The sequence below is a fragment of the Qipengyuania thermophila genome (genome assembly GCF_004153605.1).
Classification (GTDB): Bacteria; Pseudomonadota; Alphaproteobacteria; order Sphingomonadales; family Sphingomonadaceae; genus Qipengyuania_B; species Qipengyuania_B thermophila.
In genome coordinates this window covers 734,672-752,715 of record NZ_SDSI01000002.1, presented here as the reverse complement: position 1 = coordinate 752,715, position 18,044 = coordinate 734,672, and the positions used below count along the sequence as shown (strand labels likewise).

The window sequence follows — 18,044 nt, the reverse complement described above, 5'->3', positions numbered from 1 at the left end:
AGGTCTGCCGCCCTTTGGCGGATCCCGGTTCAGGAGCGGCGCGCCGCCTCGACAATGTCCAGCGCGGCCCGGATCGCGTCATCCCTGCCGAAAGGGGTGGTGTCGAGCACGAAGGCATCCGCGGCGGGTTTCAGCGGAGCGTCGGGCCGGCCGATGTCGCGGGCATCGCGCCGGGCGATGTCGCGCTCGACCTCCGCCAGCGTCGCCGCGACGCCGCGCCCCTTCAGTTCCATCCAGCGGCGCCGCGCCCGCTCTGACGCACTTGCCGTGACGAACAGCTTCACGGTCGCATCGGGAGCGATCACGGTGCCGATGTCGCGGCCGTCCAAGACAGCGCCCCCCGGCTGGGTGGCAAACGCCCGCTGGCGCGCGAACAGCGCGTCGCGCACCTCCGGGTGGACGGAGACACGGCTGGCCAGCGAGCCGGCGTCTTCGCCGCGCAGCCGCTCGTCGCTCAGCAGGGACGGGTCGAACGCGGTGGCGGCGGCGGCGTCCGCCGGATCGTCGGGGTCGCCGCCGTGTTCGCGCACCGTCCATCCGACCGCGCGGTAGAGCAGTCCGGTGTCGAGATGCGGAAGACCGAGATGACGCGCAATCGCCGCCGCGATCGTGCCCTTGCCGGACGCCGTCGGTCCGTCCACGGCCACGATCATTCCGGCACCTCGCGACTCTCGGGAACCGGAACCAGGTCGCCGGGACGTGTGCGTGCGCGCGCCGCCTTGACCAGTCCGGCAATGGCGATGGCGGCCCAGAACCCCTCCAGCACCAGGCTCGGCCAATTGGTGTGCACCAGCAGGGACATGGTCAGCAGCATGGCGCCGGCCAGGTTCGTCCCGTGCAGGACAAAGGGGTTGGGGGCCTTGCTGAGGGTGAGATATGCATAGGCGCCGATGATGCACGCGGTGCCGACAAAGCCGGCCGCCATCGCCCCGTCGATCGTGCCGGTGGCCAGCCCGCTCATGCCGCCTCCTCCAGCGTGCGAACGAAGTCCGGGAAGCTGGTCGCGATGGGCGCCGCATCGTCGATGCACACGCCTGCGCGGCTGGCAAGCCCGGCGACCGCCATGCTCATGGCGACGCGGTGGTCGAGCAGGGTCGCCACCGCGGTGCCGTCGGGCGTGCCGGGCAGCGGCTCCCCGCCCGTGCCGTCGATCACCAGCCCGTCGGCAGTCTCCTCCACCCGCGCGCCGGCCAGCGTCAGCGCGCGCGCCATGGCCGCGAGCCGGTCGCTTTCCTTGACACGCAGTTCGCCAAGCCCCGTCGCGACGGTGCGCCCGCGCGCGCAGGCGGCCGCGACAAAGAAGACGGGAAACTCGTCGATCATCGAAGGAACGAGGGCAGGATCGATCTCCACCCCGGTCAGGGCGGAGTGGCGCACATGGAGGTCGGCCACCGGCTCGCCCCCGACATGCCGGGCGTCGCGTTCCTCGATCCAGCCGCCCATGAGGCGAAGCACCGCGAACAGGCCCGTGCGGGTGGGGTTCATGCAGACGTTCCCGATCACCACGTCGCTCCCCTCGACCAGCAATGCGGCGACCACGAGGAACGCCGCCGAGGACGGGTCGCCCGGCACGTCCATCGCGGCGGCGTGGAGATCCGTGCGCCCGCGAACGCGGATGATCCGTTCGCCGCCTTCTTCGCTCACGGTGACGGCGGCGCCCATGGCCCGGAGCATGCGTTCCGTATGGTCGCGGGTCGGCACCGGCTCGATGATCTCCGACTCGCCGGGGGTGTTCAGCGCGGCAAGCAGAAGCGCGCTCTTGACCTGGGCCGAGGGAACGGGAAGCCGGTAGCGGATCGGCACTGCCGGGTCGCAGCCGGTCACCATCATCGGCAAGCGATCGACGGGCGAGGGCGCGAAGCTGGCGCCCATCAGCGACAGGGGCGTGATGATGCGCTCCATCGGCCGCCGCGACAGGCTGGCATCGCCGGTCAGGCAGGCGGTGATCCCGTGGCTGGCAATCAGGCCGGCGAGCAGCCGGGCTGAAGTGCCGGAATTGCCCATGGCCAGCGCCACCTCCGGCTGGAGCAGGCCGCCGACGCCCACCCCGTGAACATGCCAGGTTCCGTCGCGCTTCTCGATCACCGCGCCCATCACGCGCATCGCCTCGGCGGTGGCGAGCGTGTCCTCGGCTTCGAGCAGGCCGGTGATGCGGCTTTCGCCGGTCGCGAGCGTGGCGGTGATGAGGGCGCGGTGGCTGATCGACTTGTCGCCCGGCACCCTGAGGCGGCCCACGAGCGGAGGCGAAGGCAGGAATGTGTGCGGCACGCGGCGGGCGGATCCTCAGGCTGCGCCCGCTGCCGGGCGGCGCGAGGCAGGCGGCTTTTGACAGCGGTGCGCCCCTATGGCAAGGCGCCGCGGCAGGCGTCGCATGGCGGCGCGCCCGGCAATGCGCGTGCGGTTGCGGGATGCGGAACTTCTACGGGGAATGGCGATGGTGAAACCAGAATGGGGCGCAAAGCGCACCTGTCCGAAATGCGCGACGCGCTTCTACGATCTCGGCAAGAGCGAGCCGGTCACCTGCATCGAATGCGGCGAAAGCTGGCATCCCGAACCGGTGCTCAAGTCCAAGCAGCCGATCCCGTTCGAGGAGCTGGAGAAGAAGAAGGACCGTGAAGCCGACGCGGACCTGGCGGAGGACGATCTGGAGGACATCGACGACGGCGAGGACTCGCCGGACAACGAGGTCGACCTTGGCGGCGACGACGATCTGGGCGTGGCCGCGGGGCCCGAGGAGGACGAGGAAATCTGACCTCGCGGCAATCCCCGCCGGATCGCGTGCGGCGGTTGCAATGGCGAGGCCGAAAAAGGCTTGCATCGGCGCGGCGCGGGACCTAAAGCCCGCCCCCGCCGACAGGCAAAGCCACCAGCGGAGGGGAAAACCCCTTCGGTCCGGTGGACACGACAGGTCGGGGCCTTAGCTCAGTTGGTAGAGCGCTACAATGGCATTGTAGAGGTCAGCGGTTCGACCCCGCTAGGCTCCACCAGTCGCCGGACACCGCGTCCGGCACCCAGATTGCGGAGCGGCGACGCTCCACGCCGGCCGACGAGGTTTCGTCCGCCGGCGCTTTTTGCATTTGCCGGCGGGTGGCGCGGACCAGCTGCCTGAGGCGCGGGAGTACGGCCATGTTCGACACACTGTCAGAGCGGCTCGGCGGGGTCTTCGACCGGCTCAAGGGTCGCGGCGCGCTGCGCGAGCAGGACGTGCGGGACGCGATGCGCGAGGTGCGAATCGCGCTACTGGAGGCGGATGTCGCGCTGCCGGTGGTGCGACGCTTCATCGACGCCGTGACCGAGAAGGCGGTCGGACAGGACGTGCTGCGGTCGGTCACCCCCGGGCAGCAGGTGGTCAAGATCGTCCACGACGAGCTGGTCGCAATGCTTGGCGGAGAGGGAACGGCCGACCTGCTCCTCGACGCGCGTCCGCCGGTCATCATCATGATGGTCGGGCTGCAGGGGTCGGGCAAGACCACCACGACGGCCAAGCTCGCCCGCATGATCCGCGAGAAGCGGGGCAAGAAGCCGCTGATGGCGTCGCTCGACGTGCAGCGTCCGGCCGCGCAGGAGCAGCTGGCGGTGCTCGGCCGGCAGATCGATGTCGCCACCCTGCCGATCGTTCCCGGACAGCAGCCGGTGGACATCGCCCGCCGCGCGCTCGAGGCGGCGCGGATGCAGGCCTTCGACGTGCTGCTGCTCGACACCGCGGGGCGGCTGCATGTCGACGATGCGCTGATGGCCGAGATGCAGGCGGTGGCGCAGGTGGCGTCTCCGACCGAGGTGCTGCTGGTCGTCGACGCGCTGACCGGCCAGGACGCGGTCAACGTCGCCCAGTCGTTCAGCGGCGAGGTGCCGCTGACCGGCGTGGTGCTGACCCGGATGGACGGCGACGCGCGGGGCGGCGCCGCCCTGTCGATGCGGCACGTCACCGGCAAGCCGATCAAGTTCGCCGGCACCGGCGAGAAGCTCGACGCGCTCGAGCCTTTCAACGCCGAGCGGGTTGCCGGCCGCATCCTCGGCATGGGCGACGTGGTCAGCCTCGTCGAGCGGGCCGCGGCCACCATCGAGGCGGAGGACGCGGAAGCGCTGGCGCGCAAGTTCGCCGCCGGCAAGTTCGACCTCGACGATCTGCGGATGCAGCTGCGGCAGATGCAGAGGATGGGCGGTCTGGGCGCTCTGGCGGGCATGCTGCCGGGGATGAAGAAGGCCAAGGCGGCCATGGCGCCGGGCAATGTCGACGAGCGGCTGCTGGTGCGCATGGACGCGATCATCGGCTCCATGACGCCCAAGGAGCGCAGCCGGCCCGAACTGCTCAACGCCAAGCGCAAGCGGCGGGTGGCGGCCGGCTCGGGCACCGAGGTCCAGGACATCAACCGCCTGCTCAAGATGCATCAGGAAATGGAGCGGGCGATGAAGCAGATCCGCAAGATGGGCGGGCTGAAGGGGCTGGGCGCGCTGCTTGGCGGCGGCGGAGGGCTGGGCGGTCTGCTCGGCGGCAAGGGCGGCGCGATGGGCGGTGCCAATCCGCTGGCCGGGCTGCCGGGCCTTCCCGGCGGCGCCGGCGGTCTGCCCGATCCCGGCACGCTCCCTCCCGACCTTCAGAAGCTGCTCAAGAAATAGTCACTCAAACCTACCGGAAAGGCACACGACCATGGCAATCGCAATCCGTCTCTCGCGCGGCGGCGCCAAGAAGCGCCCCTATTACCGCATCGTGGTGGCGGACAGCCGCGCCCCGCGCGACGGCAAGTATCTGGAGCAGATCGGCACCTACAATCCGCTGCTGGCGAAGGACTCGCCCGAGCGGGTGAAGCTGAACGAGGATCGGGCGCGGCACTGGCTGGGCGTGGGGGCGCAGCCGTCCGACCGCGTGGCGCGGTTCCTCGACGCCGCCGGGATCAAGGAGCGCGCCGCGCGGTCCAACCCGAAGAAGGGCGAGCCGGGCGAGAAGGCCAAGGAGCGCGCGGAAGAGCGGGCCGCCAAGCAGGCCGAAGCCGAAGAAGCGGCCGCCGCCGCGGCGGGCGCCGGGTCGGACAACGCGGCTGAGGGCGACGCTGCCCCCGCGACCGGCGACGACGCCGCCACCGCTGTCAGCAGCGACGCTGCGGCGGAGGGGTGATGCCCGGCGCCTCCTCCCGCACGCCGGCCGACGCCGGGGAGGAGGCGCGCACCACCGTCACCCTTGCGGCGATCGCCGGGGCGCATGGAGTGACGGGCGAGGTTCGTCTCAAGCTCTTCGGTGAAGGGATTGATGCTCTCGCCGGACACGCCCTCTTCAACGACGGCGCACTGACCCTGCGCTCCGTCCGCAGCGACGGGCGGGGCGGGGCCATCGCGCGGTTTGCCGAGGTGACAGACCGGACGATGGCCGAACGGCTGCGCGGAACGCGGCTGACCGTGCCGCGTTCGGCCCTGCCGCCGCTCGGAGAGGGCGAGTTCTACCATGCCGACCTGCTCGGCCTCGCGGCGGTCGCGGAGGCGAGCGGCGCCGTGATCGGCACGGTGGTGGCGGTCGAGAACTTCGGCGCGACCGACATCGTCGAGATCGAGCGCCCTTCGGGGGCGCGCTTCATGGTCCCGCTCATCCCCGCCGCCGTTCCGGCATGGGATGCGGAACGGCTGGTGGTCAGCGACGACTTCGCCGACGCGGGCTAGAGCGCCTCAGCGCCACACCGCCCGCTCCTCGGCCAGCCGGTTGCGGATCCGGGTTGCCGCGACTCCGGCCTGTCCCATGGCGTTGCTGATCTGGTCCAGTCCTTCCACCACGTCGCCCGCGGCGAACAGGTTGCGCACGCTGGTCTCCAGATGGTCGCTGACCTCCAGCCGGCCATCCTCGTTGGCCCGCGCGCCCAGCGCGACGGCCAGTTCGGAGCGGATGTGCGAGCCGAGCGCCGGGTACACGCTGTCGAAGCTCATCCAGCCGCGCGCCGTCTCCACCGCCAGCCGGTCGCCCTCGAGACGGTAGCGGCCGCACGGCCCGTCGACGCGCGCGACGCCGGCCTCGTCGAGGCTGGTGATGCACTCGGCGTCGAGGTCGTGCTCGGCGTCGGGCGCGATCAGGGTGAGATCGCGGGTGAAGGTGCGGATGAACAGGGTTTCGGCGGTCCCGTGCTGCCGCGTGCCGATGACTCCCACGCGCTTGTCCGTCACCTCGTAACCGTCGCACACCGGGCAATAGCGCAGCGCCCCGCGCCGCAGCGCCTCGTCATGCAGCGCATCGTCCATGCCGGGCGGGTGGAGATTGAACACGCCCGTCGCCAGCAGGACCGAACGGGCGCGGAACACCTGTCCCTGCGCGTGGACGCGAAAGCCCTCTTCGTCCCGTTCCAGCTTCTCGACCCGCTTCTCCTCGCGCCGGGCGCCGTATTTCTCCGCCTGCCGCCGCATGCGCTCGACCAGCTCCGTGCCGGCGATGCCGTCGGGGTAGCCGGCGTGGTTGTGGGTGCACGGGATCAGCGCCGCCCGGCTCGTGCCGCAGTCGAACAGCCGGATGTCGAGATGATAGCGGGCGAGGTAGATCGCTGCCGTCAGGCCCGCCGGCCCGCCCCCGATGATGATGCAGTCTTCCACAGCGCTTGCCTCGTGCCTCCCGTCGATCCAAGGCGGGCGTCATGCCGTTCGCCGCTACCGTCCTAACGCTCTACCCGCAGATGTTTCCCGGGCCGCTCGGAGAAAGCCTGGCCGGACGTGCGCTCGCCCAGGGCGAATGGTCGTGCGAGGCGGTGCAGATCCGCGACTTCGCGACGGACCGCCACCGCACGGTGGACGACACGCCTGCCGGGGGCGGCGCGGGCATGGTGCTGAAGGCGGATGTCCTTGCCCGGGCGGTTGACAGCGTGCGCGACGGGCGGCCCGTGCTCGCCATGACGCCGCGGGGAACACCCATCACCCAGACCCGCATCCGCCAGATCGCCGCCGGGTCCGGTGTCGTCCTGCTGTGCGGGCGCTTCGAAGGCTTCGACGAACGCCTGTTCGAGGCGCGCCCCTTCATCGAGCAGGTGTCCCTCGGCGACATCGTCCTGTCGGGCGGCGAGCCGGCCGCGCTGGCCATTCTCGACGCTTGCATTCGACTGTTGCCCGGCGTAATGGGCGCGCCCGAGAGCGGAACCGAGGAGAGCTTCGAAAGCGGCCTGCTCGAATATCCGCAATACACCCGACCTCAGGAGTGGGAAGGGCGCACGATCCCTGAAGTGCTGCGATCGGGGGATCATGCGAAGATCGCCGCATGGAGGCAATCCATGAGCGAACGCGACACACGGTCACGCAGGCCGGACCTCTGGGAGCGTTACTGTGACGCTCGGGTGCGACCTGCCTCTGGCGCGCGGCACACGGCAAGGGACCAGGACCAATGAACCTGATTCAGCAGATCGAGGCCGAGGAAATCGCCAAAGCGGCCAAGGACATCCCCGACTTCCGCGCGGGCGACACGCTGCGCGTCGGCGTCAAGGTGATCGAGGGCACGCGGGAGCGCGTGCAGAACTTCGAGGGCGTGGTGATTGCCCGCTCCAACCGGGGCATGGGCTCGAACTTCACCGTCCGCAAGATGAGCTTCGGCGAAGGGGTGGAGCGCGTGTTTCCGCTCTACTCGCCGATCATCGACAGCATCGAGGTGGTGCGCCGGGGTGTCGTCCGCCGCGCCAAACTCTATTACCTGCGCGGCCGCACCGGCAAGCGCGCCCGCATCGCCGAGCGGCGGGACAACGCGCCCAAGGCCTGAGCGCAGACGGCACGAAACGAAGAAGGGCGTCGCGGGCGGACCGCGGCGCCTTTCTTGTTCGTGCGCAGCAGGGCGGCTAGGGATCGGCCGAACAGTCACGGGACGACGCCTTGCCATGCGAACCTTCACCGCACTTGCCGCTGCCATCGCCCTTGCCACGCCGCTTGCCGCGGGGGCGCAGCCGGTGAGCGCCCCCCAGACGCAGGACGCCGCGCCGCCGCTCACCTTCGAGCGGGTGTTTGCCAGCCCCTCGCTCGACGGACCGGCACCCCGCGCCGCGCAGCTGTCACCCGACGGGCGGTATCTGACGCTCCTGCGCAACCGCGAGGATGACCGCGAGCGGTTCGACCTTTGGGGCTACGACCGCGAGACGGGCGAATGGGCGATGCTCGTCGACAGCCTGAAGCTTGGCACCGGCCGCGAGCTTTCGGAAGCCGAGAAGATGCAGCGCGAGCGCGCCCGCATCGGCAACCTGCGCGGGATTGTCAGCTACCAGTGGAATGCGGACGGGCAGAGCCTGCTGGTGCCCCTCGATGGCGACCTGTTCCTCGCCCGCCTCGGCGGCGAGATCACGCGCCTCACTGACACCCCCGAAAGCGAGCTGAACCCCAAGCTCAGCCCGTCGGGCGGCTTCGTCTCCTTTGCGCGCGAGGGCCGGCTGTGGGTCGGCGCGGTCGGCAGCGAGCCGCAGCCGGTGACGCCGCCCGACAGCAGCGACACGGTCCGCTGGGGCGAGGCCGAGTTCGTCGCGCAGGAGGAAATGAAGCGCCTCACCGGCTACTGGTGGGCACCGGGCGACCGCCGCATCGCGGTGCAGCGGTTCGACGAGAGCGGCGTCGGCATCGTCACCCGCGCCGCCATCGGAGCAACCGGCACCCGCGTGTTCGAGCAGCGCTATCCCGTCGCGGGCAGCCCGAACGCGCTGGTGCAGCTGTTCGTGATCGACCCGGATGGCGGCAACCGGGTCGAGGTCGACCTCGGGCCGAACAGCGACATCTACCTGGCCCGGGTCGACTGGGCGCCCGATGGCCAGACGCTTTACGTGCAGCGGCAGGACCGGGCGCAGACACGCCTCGACGTGCTGGCGGTCGACCCGGCCACGGGGTCAAGCCGCGTGCTGTTCACCGAGCGGGCGGCGTCGCGGCACTGGATCAACCTGTCGGACGACTACCGCTGGCTCGATGACGGCTCGCTCGTCTGGTGGTCCGAGCGCGACGGGTATGGGCATCTCTATCACCGCCGCGGGAGCGAATGGGTGCAGCTGACGCGCGGCGAGTGGGTCGTCACCAAGCTCGTCGGCGTCGACCAGCAGGCCGGCCGGGTGTTCTTCACCGGAACGCGCGACGACGTGCTGGCGCAGCAGCTCTACAGCGTCGATCTCACGCGGCCGGGCGAGGTGACGCTGCTGAGCGATCCCGCCTTCGCGCATGCAGCCAGCATGGACCAGCGCGGCCAGACGCTGTTCATCACCCGCTCGAACGACACGCAGCCGCCGCAATCCTACCTCGCCGACGCGGCCGGACAGCGCCTTGCCTGGATTGAGGAGAACGCGGTCAACGCCGCCCACCCCTACGCGCCGTACCTCTCCCGCCATCGCCCGGCGCAATACGGCACTCTCCAGGCCGAGGACGGGCAGACGCTCTATTGGGAGATGGTCACGCCGCAGCTGGAGCCGGGCAAGCGCTACCCGGTGTTCTTCTATCACTACGGAGGGCCGGGTGTTCAGGTCGTCGGCCGCGGCTGGGACAATCCGCTGCGGCAGGCGATCGTGCAGCGGGGCTACATCTGGTTCGCGCTCGACAACCGCGGGAGCGCCAATCGCGGCGTGGCGTTCGAGCAGCCGCTCTACCGGGCGCTCGGCACGGTGGAGGTGCGCGACCAGAAGCGCGGGGCCGAGTATCTCAAGACGCTGCCCTTCGTCGATCCCGACAAGATCGCGATCGATGGCTGGTCCTATGGCGGCTATCTGACGCTGTTGCAGCTGCAGGCCGATCCGGGCCTCTATGCCGCGGGCATTTCCGGGGCGCCGGTGACGAAGTGGGAACTGTACGACACCCACTACACCGAACGGTTCATGGGCACCCCCCAGTCCGATCCCGACGCCTATCGCATCGGCAGCGCCATCCCCCGCGCCGCGGCGGTGACGGATCCGCTGCTGCTGATCCACGGCATGGCCGACGACAACGTGGTGTTCGAACACGCGACCGAGATCATCGCGGTCATGCAGAACGCCAACGTGCCGTTCGACATGATGCTGTATCCCGGCCTGACCCACAGGGTCGCCGGCCCCACACTTTCGCCGCACCGCTACAACACGGTGTTCCGGTTCCTCGAAGCGAACGGCGTCACCCCGCCCGAGTGAGGGGCGGGCCTCGGCGCGCCGTTGCGATGCGGCCGCCGGCGTCTATCTGAACGGCTTGATCAGCGGAGAATGCGAATGGGTTATCGGGTGGCCGTTGTCGGCGCGACGGGAAATGTCGGGCGCGAGATGATGCAGATCCTCAGCGAGCGGGAGTTCCCTGCGGACGAGGTCGCGGCCGTCGCCTCCTCCCGGTCGGTCGGGTCGGAGGTGGAGTATGGCGACACCGGCCGGATGCTGCGCTGCCAGAACCTCGAGCATTTCGATTTCGCCGGGTGGGACATGGCCCTGTTCGCCGCCGGCAGCGCCGTGTCGCGGGACCATGTGCCGCGGGCGGCGGCGGCCGGCTGCGTGGTGATCGACAATTCCTCGCTCTACCGCATGGACCCGGACGTGCCGCTGATCGTGCCCGAGGTGAACCCCGAGGCGATCGACGGCTACACGGCGCGCCGCATCATCGCCAATCCGAACTGCTCGACCGCGCAGCTCGTCGTGGCGCTGAAGCCGCTGCACGATGCCGCCACCATCAGGCGGGTGGTGGTGAGCACCTACCAGTCGGTGTCCGGCGCGGGCAAGGCGGGCATGGACGAGCTGTTCGAGCAGAGCCGGGCGATCTTCGTCGGCGACCCGGTCGAACCGCGCACTTTCACGCGCCAGATCGCCTTCAACCTCATTCCGCACATCGACAGCTTCCTCGACGACGGCTCCACCAAGGAAGAGTGGAAGATGGTCGTCGAGACCAAGAAGATCCTCGACCCGCGCATCAAGCTGACGGCGACCTGCGTCCGCGTGCCGGTGTTCGTCGGCCATTCGGAGGCGGTGAACATCGAGTTCGAGCGCGAGCTTTCGGCCCGCGAGGCGCAGGACATCCTGCGCGAGGCGCCGGGCATCATGCTGATCGACAAGCGGGAGGACGGGGGATACGTCACTCCCGTCGAGGCCGCCGGCGACAGCGCCACCTACATCAGCCGCGTGCGCGACGATCCGACGGTGGAGCACGGCATCTCGCTGTGGTGCGTCAGCGACAACCTGCGCAAGGGCGCGGCGCTCAACGCCGTGCAGATCGCCGAGCTGCTGGGGCGGCGGCATCTCAAGAAGGGGTAGGGCAGATGGCAGAGGCGATGACCGGCGGGTGCCAGTGTGGAGCGGTGCGGTACACCGTCCGCGTTGCTGGACCGGACGCGGGCCTCTGCCATTGTTCCATGTGCAAACGCGCGAGTGGCGGATTTGCTGCCGCTCTTGTGCAAGTCGATCCCGCGGACGTCCGGTGGAGCGGAGAGCCGGCGCGCTACCGCTCTTCGCCGATTGCCGAGCGCCTGTTCTGCCGCACCTGCGGTTCGCCGCTGGCTTGGGCGGCACTCGCGGGCGATGACATGGATCTGATGCTGGGCAGCTTCGACGAGCCGTCGCGGTTCACACCGGTGGCGCATGGAGGAGCCGAGCGTATTCTCGAGCCGTGGCTCGACACCGCTGCACTGCCTCGTCACCGGACGCAGGACATTCCCGGCAGCGTCGCCCGCTGGCAGGCGGCGGGGCTGGAGGTGCCGGAATGAAGCCGCCGACGCGCGACGTCGTCCGCTCCTTCGACGGTGCTGAACTGGCTGTGCACCGGCTGGGTGAGGGGGAGCCTCTCCTGCTGCTTCACGGGCTGTTCTCCGACGCGCAGACCAACTGGATCAGGTTCGGCCACGCGGCCAGGCTGGCCGCGGCAGGGCGGGCGGTGTTCATGCCGGACCTGCGTGCCCACGGGCGCAGCGGCAAGCCACACGACGCGGCGGCCTACCCGCCAGACGTGCTGGCGCGCGATGTCGCGGCAATGGTGCGGCACTATGGCTGGGACAGGTTCGACCTTGCCGGCTTCTCGCTGGGCGCGCGGACAGCGGCGCGGTGTGTCATCAACGGCCTTCTGCCTCGGCGGCTGGCGCTTGTCGGCATGGGGCTGGAGGGGCTCACCGGGTGGGACCGGCGTGCGGCCTTCTTCCTCGATGCGATCGACCGCTTCGAGAACGTGCGGCAAGGCGACCCCGCATTCATGGCCGTCAGCTTCATGAAGACGATGAAGGTGGACCGGCTCGCGGCCCGTCTCCTGCTGCAGTCCGTGGCCGATGCCGAACCGGCGCAGCTCGCGGCCGCGCTGACCATGCCGGTGCTGGTGCTGTGCGGGAACGACGACCGCGACAACGGCTCGCCGGAACGTCTGGCCGCGCTCTTGCCCGATGCCCGGCTCCAGTTCATACCCGGCACACACATGTCGAGCGTCGCCCGGCCCGAAATGGGCGAGGAGCTGGCACGGTTTTTCGGCTGACGCCTGCGCGGCGGGGCAACCAAGGGGAGCGGGATGTTTGGCCTCAGGACCATGGGCGCAGGAATGCTGTCGCTGTGCCTCGTGCTCGCCTCCGGCTGTGCGGCGACTTCTGGCGGGGGGCCGGCGGGCGCGGGCGTGCCGTCCGGAGTCCTGTTCGTGGCCAACAAGCGCGGGAACAGCCTGTCCCGCATCGACCTTGCCACCGGGCAGGAGACGCGGCGCGTCGATGCCTGCGCCAACCCGCATGAGCTGGCGACGTCACCGGACGGACGTCATGTGGCGCTGGCCTGCTACGGCGGCACGCGTGTCGATGTTTTCCGCACCGGTGATCTCCACCGCGTGCGCAGCATCGATCTTGGTCCGGGCGCCCGTCCGCACGGCATTGTCTGGCATGCGGGCGGAGACCTGTTCGTCACGGCAGAGGGGCGTCGTTCCGTCTTCCGCATCGCCGACCCGCTGGGAACGGCCGCGCTGACCGAGTTCGCGACCGGCAAGGACGGCAGCCACATGCTGGCCGTGGCACCGGACGCACGGACGGCGTGGACGACCGATCTGGGCAGCCGGACGGTGACGCGGATCGACCTTGCCGGCGGACGCGCGCCGCTGTCGGCCGTCGTGGGCGAGGAGCCGGAGGGGATCGTGCTTGCGCCCGACGGGCAGACGCTGTGGGTGTCCGCCCGGAGGTCCGACCGGGCGTTCGCGCTTGATCCCGCCACACTGGACGTGCGGCACGAAGTGGCGACCGGGGCCTTTCCCCTGCGGATCGCTATCCGCCCTCAGGGCGACGTGGCGGTGACGTCCGACCTTGCCAGCGGCACCCTGACCGTGATCGACACGGCGAGAGCGCGGGCGGTGCGCACGATCACCGTGTCCGGCTCGCGCGAACCGTTTCAGGTCACGATCCTGTGGTCGCCCGACGGCCGCTTCGTTTACGTCGCGGAGACGAATGCGGATGCAGTGGCGGAAGTGGAGTTTGCCACCGGAGCCGTTCGGCGCCGCATCAGCGCCGGAGAAGGCGGAGACGGCCTGGCAATCATTGCAGACACCCGATCGCGATGAGCGTAATCGGGCAGGAGGGGGGACAGTGAAGATGCACATGTTGAAGGCGATGGCCCTGACTTTGGCCCTTGCGGGTGCGGCCTTCGGGTCTCCCGCGGCGGCGCAAAGCTCGCCGGCCCGGGTCAGTGCGGCCGATCCCGAAGGAATGGCGAGCGCCATGCGCTATGCCGGCTATCCGGTGGAGCTGGGCACCGACAACGTGGGCGATCCGATGATCCTGACCGAGTTCGGCGGTTACAAGGGCGGCGTCTACTTCTACGGCTGCGACCCCAAGACCCACACCCGGTGCCAGTCGGTGCAGCTTTCCGTCGGCTTCGACCGCCAGCAGCCCATGGATGCCAGCGCCGTCAACGCCCTGTCTTCCCGATACCGGTTCGCCGGCATCCACCTCGACGACGAGGGCGACCCGTTCGTGCAATTCGACATCGTGACGCTGGACGGAATCCCGGCTCCGGTGTTCCTGAAGGCGCTGGATCACTTTTCCTGGACCGTCGGAGAGATCGGCGACGCGGTTTTTGCGGGCGAATGACAAGGAGCGGCGGCTGAGCCAGCCACCGCCCCCTGTCTGGCCCGGACTCAGGCGCGGCGGCTGCGTGCCAGCGCGCCGATGAGGCCGGCGGCGGCGATGGTGCCCATGCCCGTGGCGATTGCCACCGCCGGATGCATCTGCGCCTCCAGCGCCAGGCTGCTCTTGCGCACGAAATTGTCCTGGTTCGAGCGGACGCGCCCATCCTTGCGCGGCTCGAACAGATTGTCCTCCGCTCCCGGCTCCGGCGGCGTGTCCGAGGACTGTCCGTCCTCCATCATGAAGTTCTGCATGATGAGGTCCGTCAGGCCCGGAAACAGGTTGCCAGCCTTGGTCAGCAGCAGCCCCTGACCCCCGACCAGCAGTTCGCGGCGGGGATGCTCGCAGGCGAAGCAGATCGCCTTGGCCGCAAGTTCAGGGTCATAGATCACCGGCGGAACGCTGGCCGGCCGGTCCATCTTGTTGCGCGCGTGCTCGGGATAGGGCGTGTCGATGCCGTTGGGCTTGATCAGCGTGACCGACACGCCGGCATCCTCCTCCTGCAGCTCGACGCGCAGGGCATCGGTGAACCCTTTCACCGCATGCTTCATCGCGCTGTACACGCCCTGCACGCCCACGGCGCGTTCCGACAGAACAGACCCGGTGTTGATGAGGGCGCCGCCGCTGCGCTCGCGCAGCCGCTTGGCCGCATAGAGCGATCCGGCCACCGTGCCGAAATAGCCGACGTCGAACACCCGGCGGTGCTCCTCCTCGGTGACTTCGTCCAACCGGGCGTAAAGCGATGCCGCGGCGTTATTGACCCAGCTGTCGAAGCCGCCGAAACGATCGTCGGCCACTTTGCCGACCTTTTCGGGCCAGGCGCTGTCGGCGATGTCGACGGCGCACCAGGCCGCCTGACCGCCTGCGGCTTCGATGTCTTCCGCAGCCTCGCGCAGCGCATCCTCGTTACGGGCAACGAGCACGACCTTGGCGCCCTCCCGCGCGGCGCGCCGGGCGGTGGCCAGCCCGATGCCGGACGATGCCCCTGTGATTACGACCGTCTGCTGGTTCAGCGGCTTCAACCTGTACGACATGACAAAACTCCTGCGTGTTCAGGAGTCCAACGTCGCAGGAGAGGCGTGGTGCCGCGGCGCTGAACCGGCAGAAGGAAAGGCTGCGGGCAAGTCCGCGGCACGGCGTCCCGCACGGCCGTCGAACCGTTCCCCGACCGGGACGAAGCGCACCCGCTTCGGCAATGGACGCGCCCGCCGCGCGAGAGCCGCATCAGCGGAACGGCGGCTCGTTGAACGCCCGCAGCTTGCGGCTGTGCAGCCGGGCGCCCTCGTCGCGCAGCCTGCGGCAGGCGGCGATGCCGATCTGGAGATGGGCGCGGATCGCTTCCTCGTAGAAGCGGTTGGCCTGGCCGGGCAGCTTGATCTCGCCGTGGAGCGGCTTGTCGCTGACGCACAGCAGCGTGCCGTAGGGGACGCGGAAGCGGTAGCCCTGCGCGGCGATGGTGGCGCTCTCCATGTCGATCGCCACGGCCCGGCTGAGCGAGAACCGCCGCGCGGACGCGGAGTAGCGCAATTCCCAGTTGCGGTCGTCCGTTGTCACGACGGTGCCCGTCCGCATCCGCTGCTTCAGGCTGAGGCCGTGAGCGCCCGACACCTCCTCCGCCGCGGCGGCGAGCGCCTGCTGCACCTCGGCGATCGCGGGCAGGGGGATCTCGGGCGGGAGCACGGGATCGAGCACGTGATCGTCGCGCAGATAGGCGTGGGCGAGCACGTAGTCGCCGATCCGCTGCGTCGGCCGCAGCCCGCCGCAATGCCCGATCATCAGCCACGCTTCCGGGCGCAGCACGGCCAGATGGTCGCAGATGGTCTTGGCGTTGGACGGCCCCACGCCGATGTTGACGAGGGTGATGCCGTCGCGGTTGTCGCCCAGAAGGTGATAGGCCGGCATCTGGTGCCGGCGCCATGCCGCGTCGGACAGCTTGGACCCAGCATCCTCCTCGCGCTCGGTGAGGTAAAGGCCGCCAGGCCCCGCCAGCGCGGCGCAGCCTTCGGTGCCGAGCTGCTGACCGGCCCAGCGCACGAATTCATCGACATAGCGGTGGTAGTTGGTGAACAGCACGAAGCGCTGGAAGTGCTCCGGCTGCGTGCCGGTGTAGTGCGCCAGGCGCGCAAGGCTGAAATCGGTGCGCAGGCCGTCGAACAGCGACAGCGGCAGGGGATCGTCGGGTCCGCCAATGTCGAAGCCGTCGGCCAGCTCGTCGCCGATGTCGGCAAGTTCGGTAGAAGGGAAGTGGCGGGCGATCGTCTGTGCCGCCACGCCGGCCATTTCGCTGCCCGCATCGCCGTCGAGGACGTAAGGGAAGGGGATTTCCTGCCGCGACCGGGCGACTTCGAACTCGACGTCGTAGCCGCCGGCGATCAGCAGCAACTGGTCGCGCAGGTAATCGGCGAACAGATGCGGCCGGGTGATGGTCGTGGCGTAGATGCCGGGGATGTTCAGCCGGCCGAAGGCCAGACCCTGACTGGCCGGCTGGCGTCCCCCACCGTAGCGGATGCGCAGCTCGGGATAGGCGTAGGAACCGTCCACCCGCCGTTCCGGCGGCGGCAGCGCGCCCGTGCGTGCAAACGCGAGCACGTCGTCGCGCAGGCACTTCGTCGCCGCGGCGTGCGTCGCGGCAAGGCGGTCGAGCACGTCGGCGACTTCGGCCTCGGCGGCATCGGGGCCGCGACCGGCTGTTTCGATCATGCGCAGCGACTCCTCATCAGGGCATCGATACGAAAAAGGCGCGACGATGACGCCGCGCCTTTCGCATGGGTCGGCAATGCGAACCGGCGGTCAGGCGTCGCTGTCCGCGTTGCGGTCTTCGAACAGTTCCTGCGGGATCTCGCCGGGTTCGAGGGTCGGGTCGACCGCTTCGGTGAACCCTGTCTGGTCCTGCCGTTCGTCCTCGAACATCCGGGCCATGACGTCGATGCCCTGCCGCTGAAGCTCGGCCTCGTCGTCGGAACGCGCGACGTTGGCCTTGATCGTCACCGACACTTCGGGGTGAAGGTCGACCCGCACGTCGTGCAAGCCGAGGCTCTTGATCGGCGTGCCCATGATGACCTGGCGCTTGTCGACGGCGTGCCCCTGCTCGCCCAGCGCCGCGACGATGTCGCGCACGTTGACCGAACCGTAGAGCTGGCCCGTGTTCGACGAGGCGCGGATCAGCACGATCTCGGCGCCGTCGATCGATTTGCCGCGGGCCTCGGCCTCGCTGCGGCGCTGGGCGTTTTCCTGCTCCAGCCGTTCGCGGTTCGCCTCGAAGACCCGCCGGTTCGCCTCGTTGGCGCGCAGCGCCTTCTTCTGCGGAAGGAGGAAATTGCGGGCATAGCCGTCCTTGACGGTGACGACATCGCCGATCGAGCCGAGCTTCTCGACCCGTTCCAGGAGAATGATCTGCATGGCCTCGCTCCTCCTACTTCACGAGATACGGCAGCAGGCCGATCTGGCGGGCGCGCTTGATCGCCTGCGACAGTTCACGCTGCTTCTTGGCCGAGACGGAGGTGATCCGGGCCGGCACGATCTTGCCGCGTTCGGACATGAAGCCCTGGAGCAGGCGGACGTCCTTGTAGTCAATGCGCGGCGCGTTCTTGCCGGAAAACGGGCAGGACTTGCGGCGGCGGAAAAACGGGCGGGCCATCAGTCGCGCTCCTCACGTTCGGGGCGGCGCTTGCGGTCGCGCTCGCGGTCGTTCTTGCGCATCATCACGCTGGGTCCGTTCTCGTGCTCGTCGACGCGCACGGTCAGATAGCGGATCACGTCCTCGTTGATGCGCGTCTGGCGCTCCAGCTCCGCGACTACTCCGCCGGGCGCGTCGAAAGCCAGCATGACATAGTGCGCCTTGCGGTTGCGGTCGATGCGGTAGGCGAGGTTCTTCAATCCCCACGTTTCAGTGCGGATGACCTTGCCCTCGTTCGACTCGATGATTTCGGTGGCCTGCTGGGCCAGCGCGTCGACCTGAGCCTGACTCAGGTCCTGACGCGCGAGAAAGACATGCTCGTAATGAGCCATGCGCTGCGTCCTTTGTGTCTGTGCCGATCGCTGGCCA

At 69.4% G+C, this 18,044-nt stretch carries 21 protein-coding genes and 1 tRNA gene; 13 read left to right on the top strand and 9 right to left on the bottom strand.

Features of this window, described 5'->3' with window-relative positions:
* Positions 1-29: 29 nt before the first annotated feature.
* From cmk to aroA, 3 genes are read right to left on the bottom strand one after another with little or no spacing between them, the layout of a single operon-like run.
* A complete protein-coding gene (gene cmk / locus ETO60_RS07900) occupies positions 30-653 on the bottom strand; it encodes a (d)CMP kinase (protein ID WP_130004378.1) in 624 nt (207 codons plus the stop codon).
* Positions 650-961: a CBU_0592 family membrane protein gene (locus tag ETO60_RS07895; protein WP_315850275.1), complete on the bottom strand. Its 312-nt coding sequence runs from the start codon at positions 959-961 to the stop codon at positions 650-652. Before ETO60_RS07895 ends, cmk begins: the two co-directional genes overlap by 4 nt.
* Entirely contained in the window at positions 958-2,268 is a 1,311-nt protein-coding gene (aroA, locus tag ETO60_RS07890) for a 3-phosphoshikimate 1-carboxyvinyltransferase (protein WP_130004377.1), read from the bottom strand. The genes ETO60_RS07895 and aroA overlap by 4 nt, the downstream gene beginning before the upstream one ends.
* Before the next feature lie 166 nt (positions 2,269-2,434).
* Between aroA and ETO60_RS07885 the strand changes: the two genes are divergently transcribed.
* From ETO60_RS07885 to rimM, 5 genes are all read left to right on the top strand, one after another.
* A complete protein-coding gene (locus tag ETO60_RS07885; protein ID WP_130004376.1) occupies positions 2,435-2,752 on the top strand; it encodes a TIGR02300 family protein in 318 nt (105 codons plus the stop codon).
* Between the two features lie 159 nt (positions 2,753-2,911).
* Positions 2,912-2,987: transfer RNA gene (locus ETO60_RS07880), tRNA-Ala, on the top strand.
* 139 nt (positions 2,988-3,126) lie between these two features.
* Positions 3,127-4,617 carry a signal recognition particle protein gene (ffh, locus tag ETO60_RS07875; RefSeq protein ID WP_130004375.1) on the top strand — a complete coding sequence of 497 codons (1,491 nt, stop codon included), beginning with the start codon at positions 3,127-3,129 and terminating at the stop codon, positions 4,615-4,617.
* 31 nt (positions 4,618-4,648) lie between these two features.
* Positions 4,649-5,113, top strand: a complete 465-nt coding sequence (rpsP, locus tag ETO60_RS07870; protein WP_130004374.1) for a 30S ribosomal protein S16 — start codon at positions 4,649-4,651, stop codon at positions 5,111-5,113.
* A complete protein-coding gene (gene rimM, locus ETO60_RS07865) occupies positions 5,113-5,649 on the top strand; it encodes a ribosome maturation factor RimM (RefSeq protein ID WP_130004373.1) in 537 nt (178 codons plus the stop codon). The genes rpsP and rimM overlap by 1 nt, the downstream gene beginning before the upstream one ends.
* 6 nt (positions 5,650-5,655) lie before the next feature.
* Here the strand turns inward: rimM and ETO60_RS07860 are convergent, their stop codons facing one another.
* The gene (locus tag ETO60_RS07860) at positions 5,656-6,564 is read right to left on the bottom strand and encodes an NAD(P)/FAD-dependent oxidoreductase (protein ID WP_130004372.1); all 909 of its coding nucleotides are present in this window, start codon (positions 6,562-6,564) and stop codon (positions 5,656-5,658) included.
* 41 nt (positions 6,565-6,605) lie between these two features.
* Here ETO60_RS07860 and trmD point away from each other — a divergent pair, with 41 nt between their 5' ends.
* The 8 genes from trmD to ETO60_RS07820 all read left to right on the top strand — a co-directional run bounded on the left by trmD (position 6,606) and on the right by ETO60_RS07820 (position 13,963).
* On the top strand, positions 6,606-7,346 hold the full coding sequence (trmD, locus tag ETO60_RS07855) for a tRNA (guanosine(37)-N1)-methyltransferase TrmD (protein ID WP_130004371.1): 741 nt from the start codon (positions 6,606-6,608) through the stop codon (positions 7,344-7,346).
* A complete protein-coding gene (gene rplS, locus ETO60_RS07850) occupies positions 7,343-7,711 on the top strand; it encodes a 50S ribosomal protein L19 (protein WP_130004370.1) in 369 nt (122 codons plus the stop codon). The genes trmD and rplS overlap by 4 nt, the downstream gene beginning before the upstream one ends.
* A gap of 115 nt (positions 7,712-7,826) precedes the next feature.
* Complete coding sequence (locus ETO60_RS07845) at positions 7,827-10,073, top strand: S9 family peptidase (protein WP_130004368.1); 2,247 nt, start codon at positions 7,827-7,829, stop codon at positions 10,071-10,073.
* 75 nt (positions 10,074-10,148) lie between these two features.
* Positions 10,149-11,174, top strand: coding sequence for an aspartate-semialdehyde dehydrogenase (locus ETO60_RS07840; protein WP_130004366.1), 1,026 nt, complete (start codon positions 10,149-10,151; stop codon positions 11,172-11,174).
* 5 nt (positions 11,175-11,179) lie between these two features.
* Positions 11,180-11,623 carry a GFA family protein gene (locus ETO60_RS07835; RefSeq protein WP_130004364.1) on the top strand — a complete coding sequence of 148 codons (444 nt, stop codon included), beginning with the start codon at positions 11,180-11,182 and terminating at the stop codon, positions 11,621-11,623.
* On the top strand, positions 11,620-12,375 hold the full coding sequence (locus tag ETO60_RS07830; RefSeq protein WP_130004362.1) for an alpha/beta fold hydrolase: 756 nt from the start codon (positions 11,620-11,622) through the stop codon (positions 12,373-12,375). The genes ETO60_RS07835 and ETO60_RS07830 overlap by 4 nt, the downstream gene beginning before the upstream one ends.
* Positions 12,376-12,408: 33 nt before the next feature.
* The gene (locus tag ETO60_RS07825; RefSeq protein WP_234026389.1) at positions 12,409-13,434 is read left to right on the top strand and encodes a Vgb family protein; all 1,026 of its coding nucleotides are present in this window, start codon (positions 12,409-12,411) and stop codon (positions 13,432-13,434) included.
* Between the two features lie 31 nt (positions 13,435-13,465).
* On the top strand, positions 13,466-13,963 hold the full coding sequence (locus ETO60_RS07820) for a YbjN domain-containing protein (protein WP_234026405.1): 498 nt from the start codon (positions 13,466-13,468) through the stop codon (positions 13,961-13,963).
* A 47-nt stretch (positions 13,964-14,010) separates the two neighbouring features.
* Here ETO60_RS07820 and ETO60_RS07815 read toward each other — a convergent pair whose 3' ends face one another.
* The 5 genes from ETO60_RS07815 to rpsF all read right to left on the bottom strand — a co-directional run bounded on the left by ETO60_RS07815 (position 14,011) and on the right by rpsF (position 18,007).
* On the bottom strand, positions 14,011-15,033 hold the full coding sequence (locus ETO60_RS07815) for an SDR family oxidoreductase (RefSeq protein WP_130004359.1): 1,023 nt from the start codon (positions 15,031-15,033) through the stop codon (positions 14,011-14,013).
* A 190-nt stretch (positions 15,034-15,223) separates the two neighbouring features.
* Positions 15,224-16,699, bottom strand: coding sequence for an AMP nucleosidase (locus ETO60_RS07810; RefSeq protein ID WP_130004357.1), 1,476 nt, complete (start codon positions 16,697-16,699; stop codon positions 15,224-15,226).
* Between the two features lie 90 nt (positions 16,700-16,789).
* Positions 16,790-17,398, bottom strand: coding sequence for a 50S ribosomal protein L9 (rplI, locus tag ETO60_RS07805; RefSeq protein ID WP_130004355.1), 609 nt, complete (start codon positions 17,396-17,398; stop codon positions 16,790-16,792).
* Positions 17,399-17,411: 13 nt separating this feature from the next.
* Entirely contained in the window at positions 17,412-17,636 is a 225-nt protein-coding gene (rpsR, locus tag ETO60_RS07800; RefSeq protein WP_130004353.1) for a 30S ribosomal protein S18, read from the bottom strand.
* Positions 17,636-18,007, bottom strand: a complete 372-nt coding sequence (rpsF, locus tag ETO60_RS07795) for a 30S ribosomal protein S6 (RefSeq protein ID WP_130004351.1) — start codon at positions 18,005-18,007, stop codon at positions 17,636-17,638. The genes rpsR and rpsF overlap by 1 nt, the downstream gene beginning before the upstream one ends.
* Positions 18,008-18,044 lie beyond the last annotated feature (37 nt).

Excerpts from the sequence above, each read along its gene's own strand:
- ETO60_RS07810 (WP_130004357.1), bottom strand. The coding sequence starts at position 16,699 with ATGATCGAAACAGCCGGTCGCGGCCCCGATGCCGCCGAGGCCGAAGTC.
- rimM (WP_130004373.1), top strand. The coding sequence starts at position 5,113 with ATGCCCGGCGCCTCCTCCCGCACGCCGGCCGACGCCGGGGAGGAGGCG.
- ffh (WP_130004375.1), top strand. The coding sequence starts at position 3,127 with ATGTTCGACACACTGTCAGAGCGGCTCGGCGGGGTCTTCGACCGGCTC.
- rplS (WP_130004370.1), top strand. The coding sequence starts at position 7,343 with ATGAACCTGATTCAGCAGATCGAGGCCGAGGAAATCGCCAAAGCGGCC.
- ETO60_RS07830 (WP_130004362.1), top strand. The coding sequence starts at position 11,620 with ATGAAGCCGCCGACGCGCGACGTCGTCCGCTCCTTCGACGGTGCTGAA.
- rpsF (WP_130004351.1), bottom strand. The coding sequence starts at position 18,007 with ATGGCTCATTACGAGCATGTCTTTCTCGCGCGTCAGGACCTGAGTCAG.
- ETO60_RS07835 (WP_130004364.1), top strand. The coding sequence starts at position 11,180 with ATGGCAGAGGCGATGACCGGCGGGTGCCAGTGTGGAGCGGTGCGGTAC.
- ETO60_RS07895 (WP_315850275.1), bottom strand. The coding sequence starts at position 961 with ATGAGCGGGCTGGCCACCGGCACGATCGACGGGGCGATGGCGGCCGGC.
- ETO60_RS07815 (WP_130004359.1), bottom strand. The coding sequence starts at position 15,033 with ATGTCGTACAGGTTGAAGCCGCTGAACCAGCAGACGGTCGTAATCACA.
- rpsR (WP_130004353.1), bottom strand. The coding sequence starts at position 17,636 with ATGGCCCGCCCGTTTTTCCGCCGCCGCAAGTCCTGCCCGTTTTCCGGC.
- ETO60_RS07885 (WP_130004376.1), top strand. The coding sequence starts at position 2,435 with ATGGTGAAACCAGAATGGGGCGCAAAGCGCACCTGTCCGAAATGCGCG.
- cmk (WP_130004378.1), bottom strand. The coding sequence starts at position 653 with ATGATCGTGGCCGTGGACGGACCGACGGCGTCCGGCAAGGGCACGATC.
- ETO60_RS07820 (WP_234026405.1), top strand. The coding sequence starts at position 13,466 with ATGCACATGTTGAAGGCGATGGCCCTGACTTTGGCCCTTGCGGGTGCG.
- rpsP (WP_130004374.1), top strand. The coding sequence starts at position 4,649 with ATGGCAATCGCAATCCGTCTCTCGCGCGGCGGCGCCAAGAAGCGCCCC.
- ETO60_RS07845 (WP_130004368.1), top strand. The coding sequence starts at position 7,827 with ATGCGAACCTTCACCGCACTTGCCGCTGCCATCGCCCTTGCCACGCCG.
- ETO60_RS07840 (WP_130004366.1), top strand. The coding sequence starts at position 10,149 with ATGGGTTATCGGGTGGCCGTTGTCGGCGCGACGGGAAATGTCGGGCGC.
- rplI (WP_130004355.1), bottom strand. The coding sequence starts at position 17,398 with ATGCAGATCATTCTCCTGGAACGGGTCGAGAAGCTCGGCTCGATCGGC.
- ETO60_RS07825 (WP_234026389.1), top strand. The coding sequence starts at position 12,409 with ATGTTTGGCCTCAGGACCATGGGCGCAGGAATGCTGTCGCTGTGCCTC.
- trmD (WP_130004371.1), top strand. The coding sequence starts at position 6,606 with ATGCCGTTCGCCGCTACCGTCCTAACGCTCTACCCGCAGATGTTTCCC.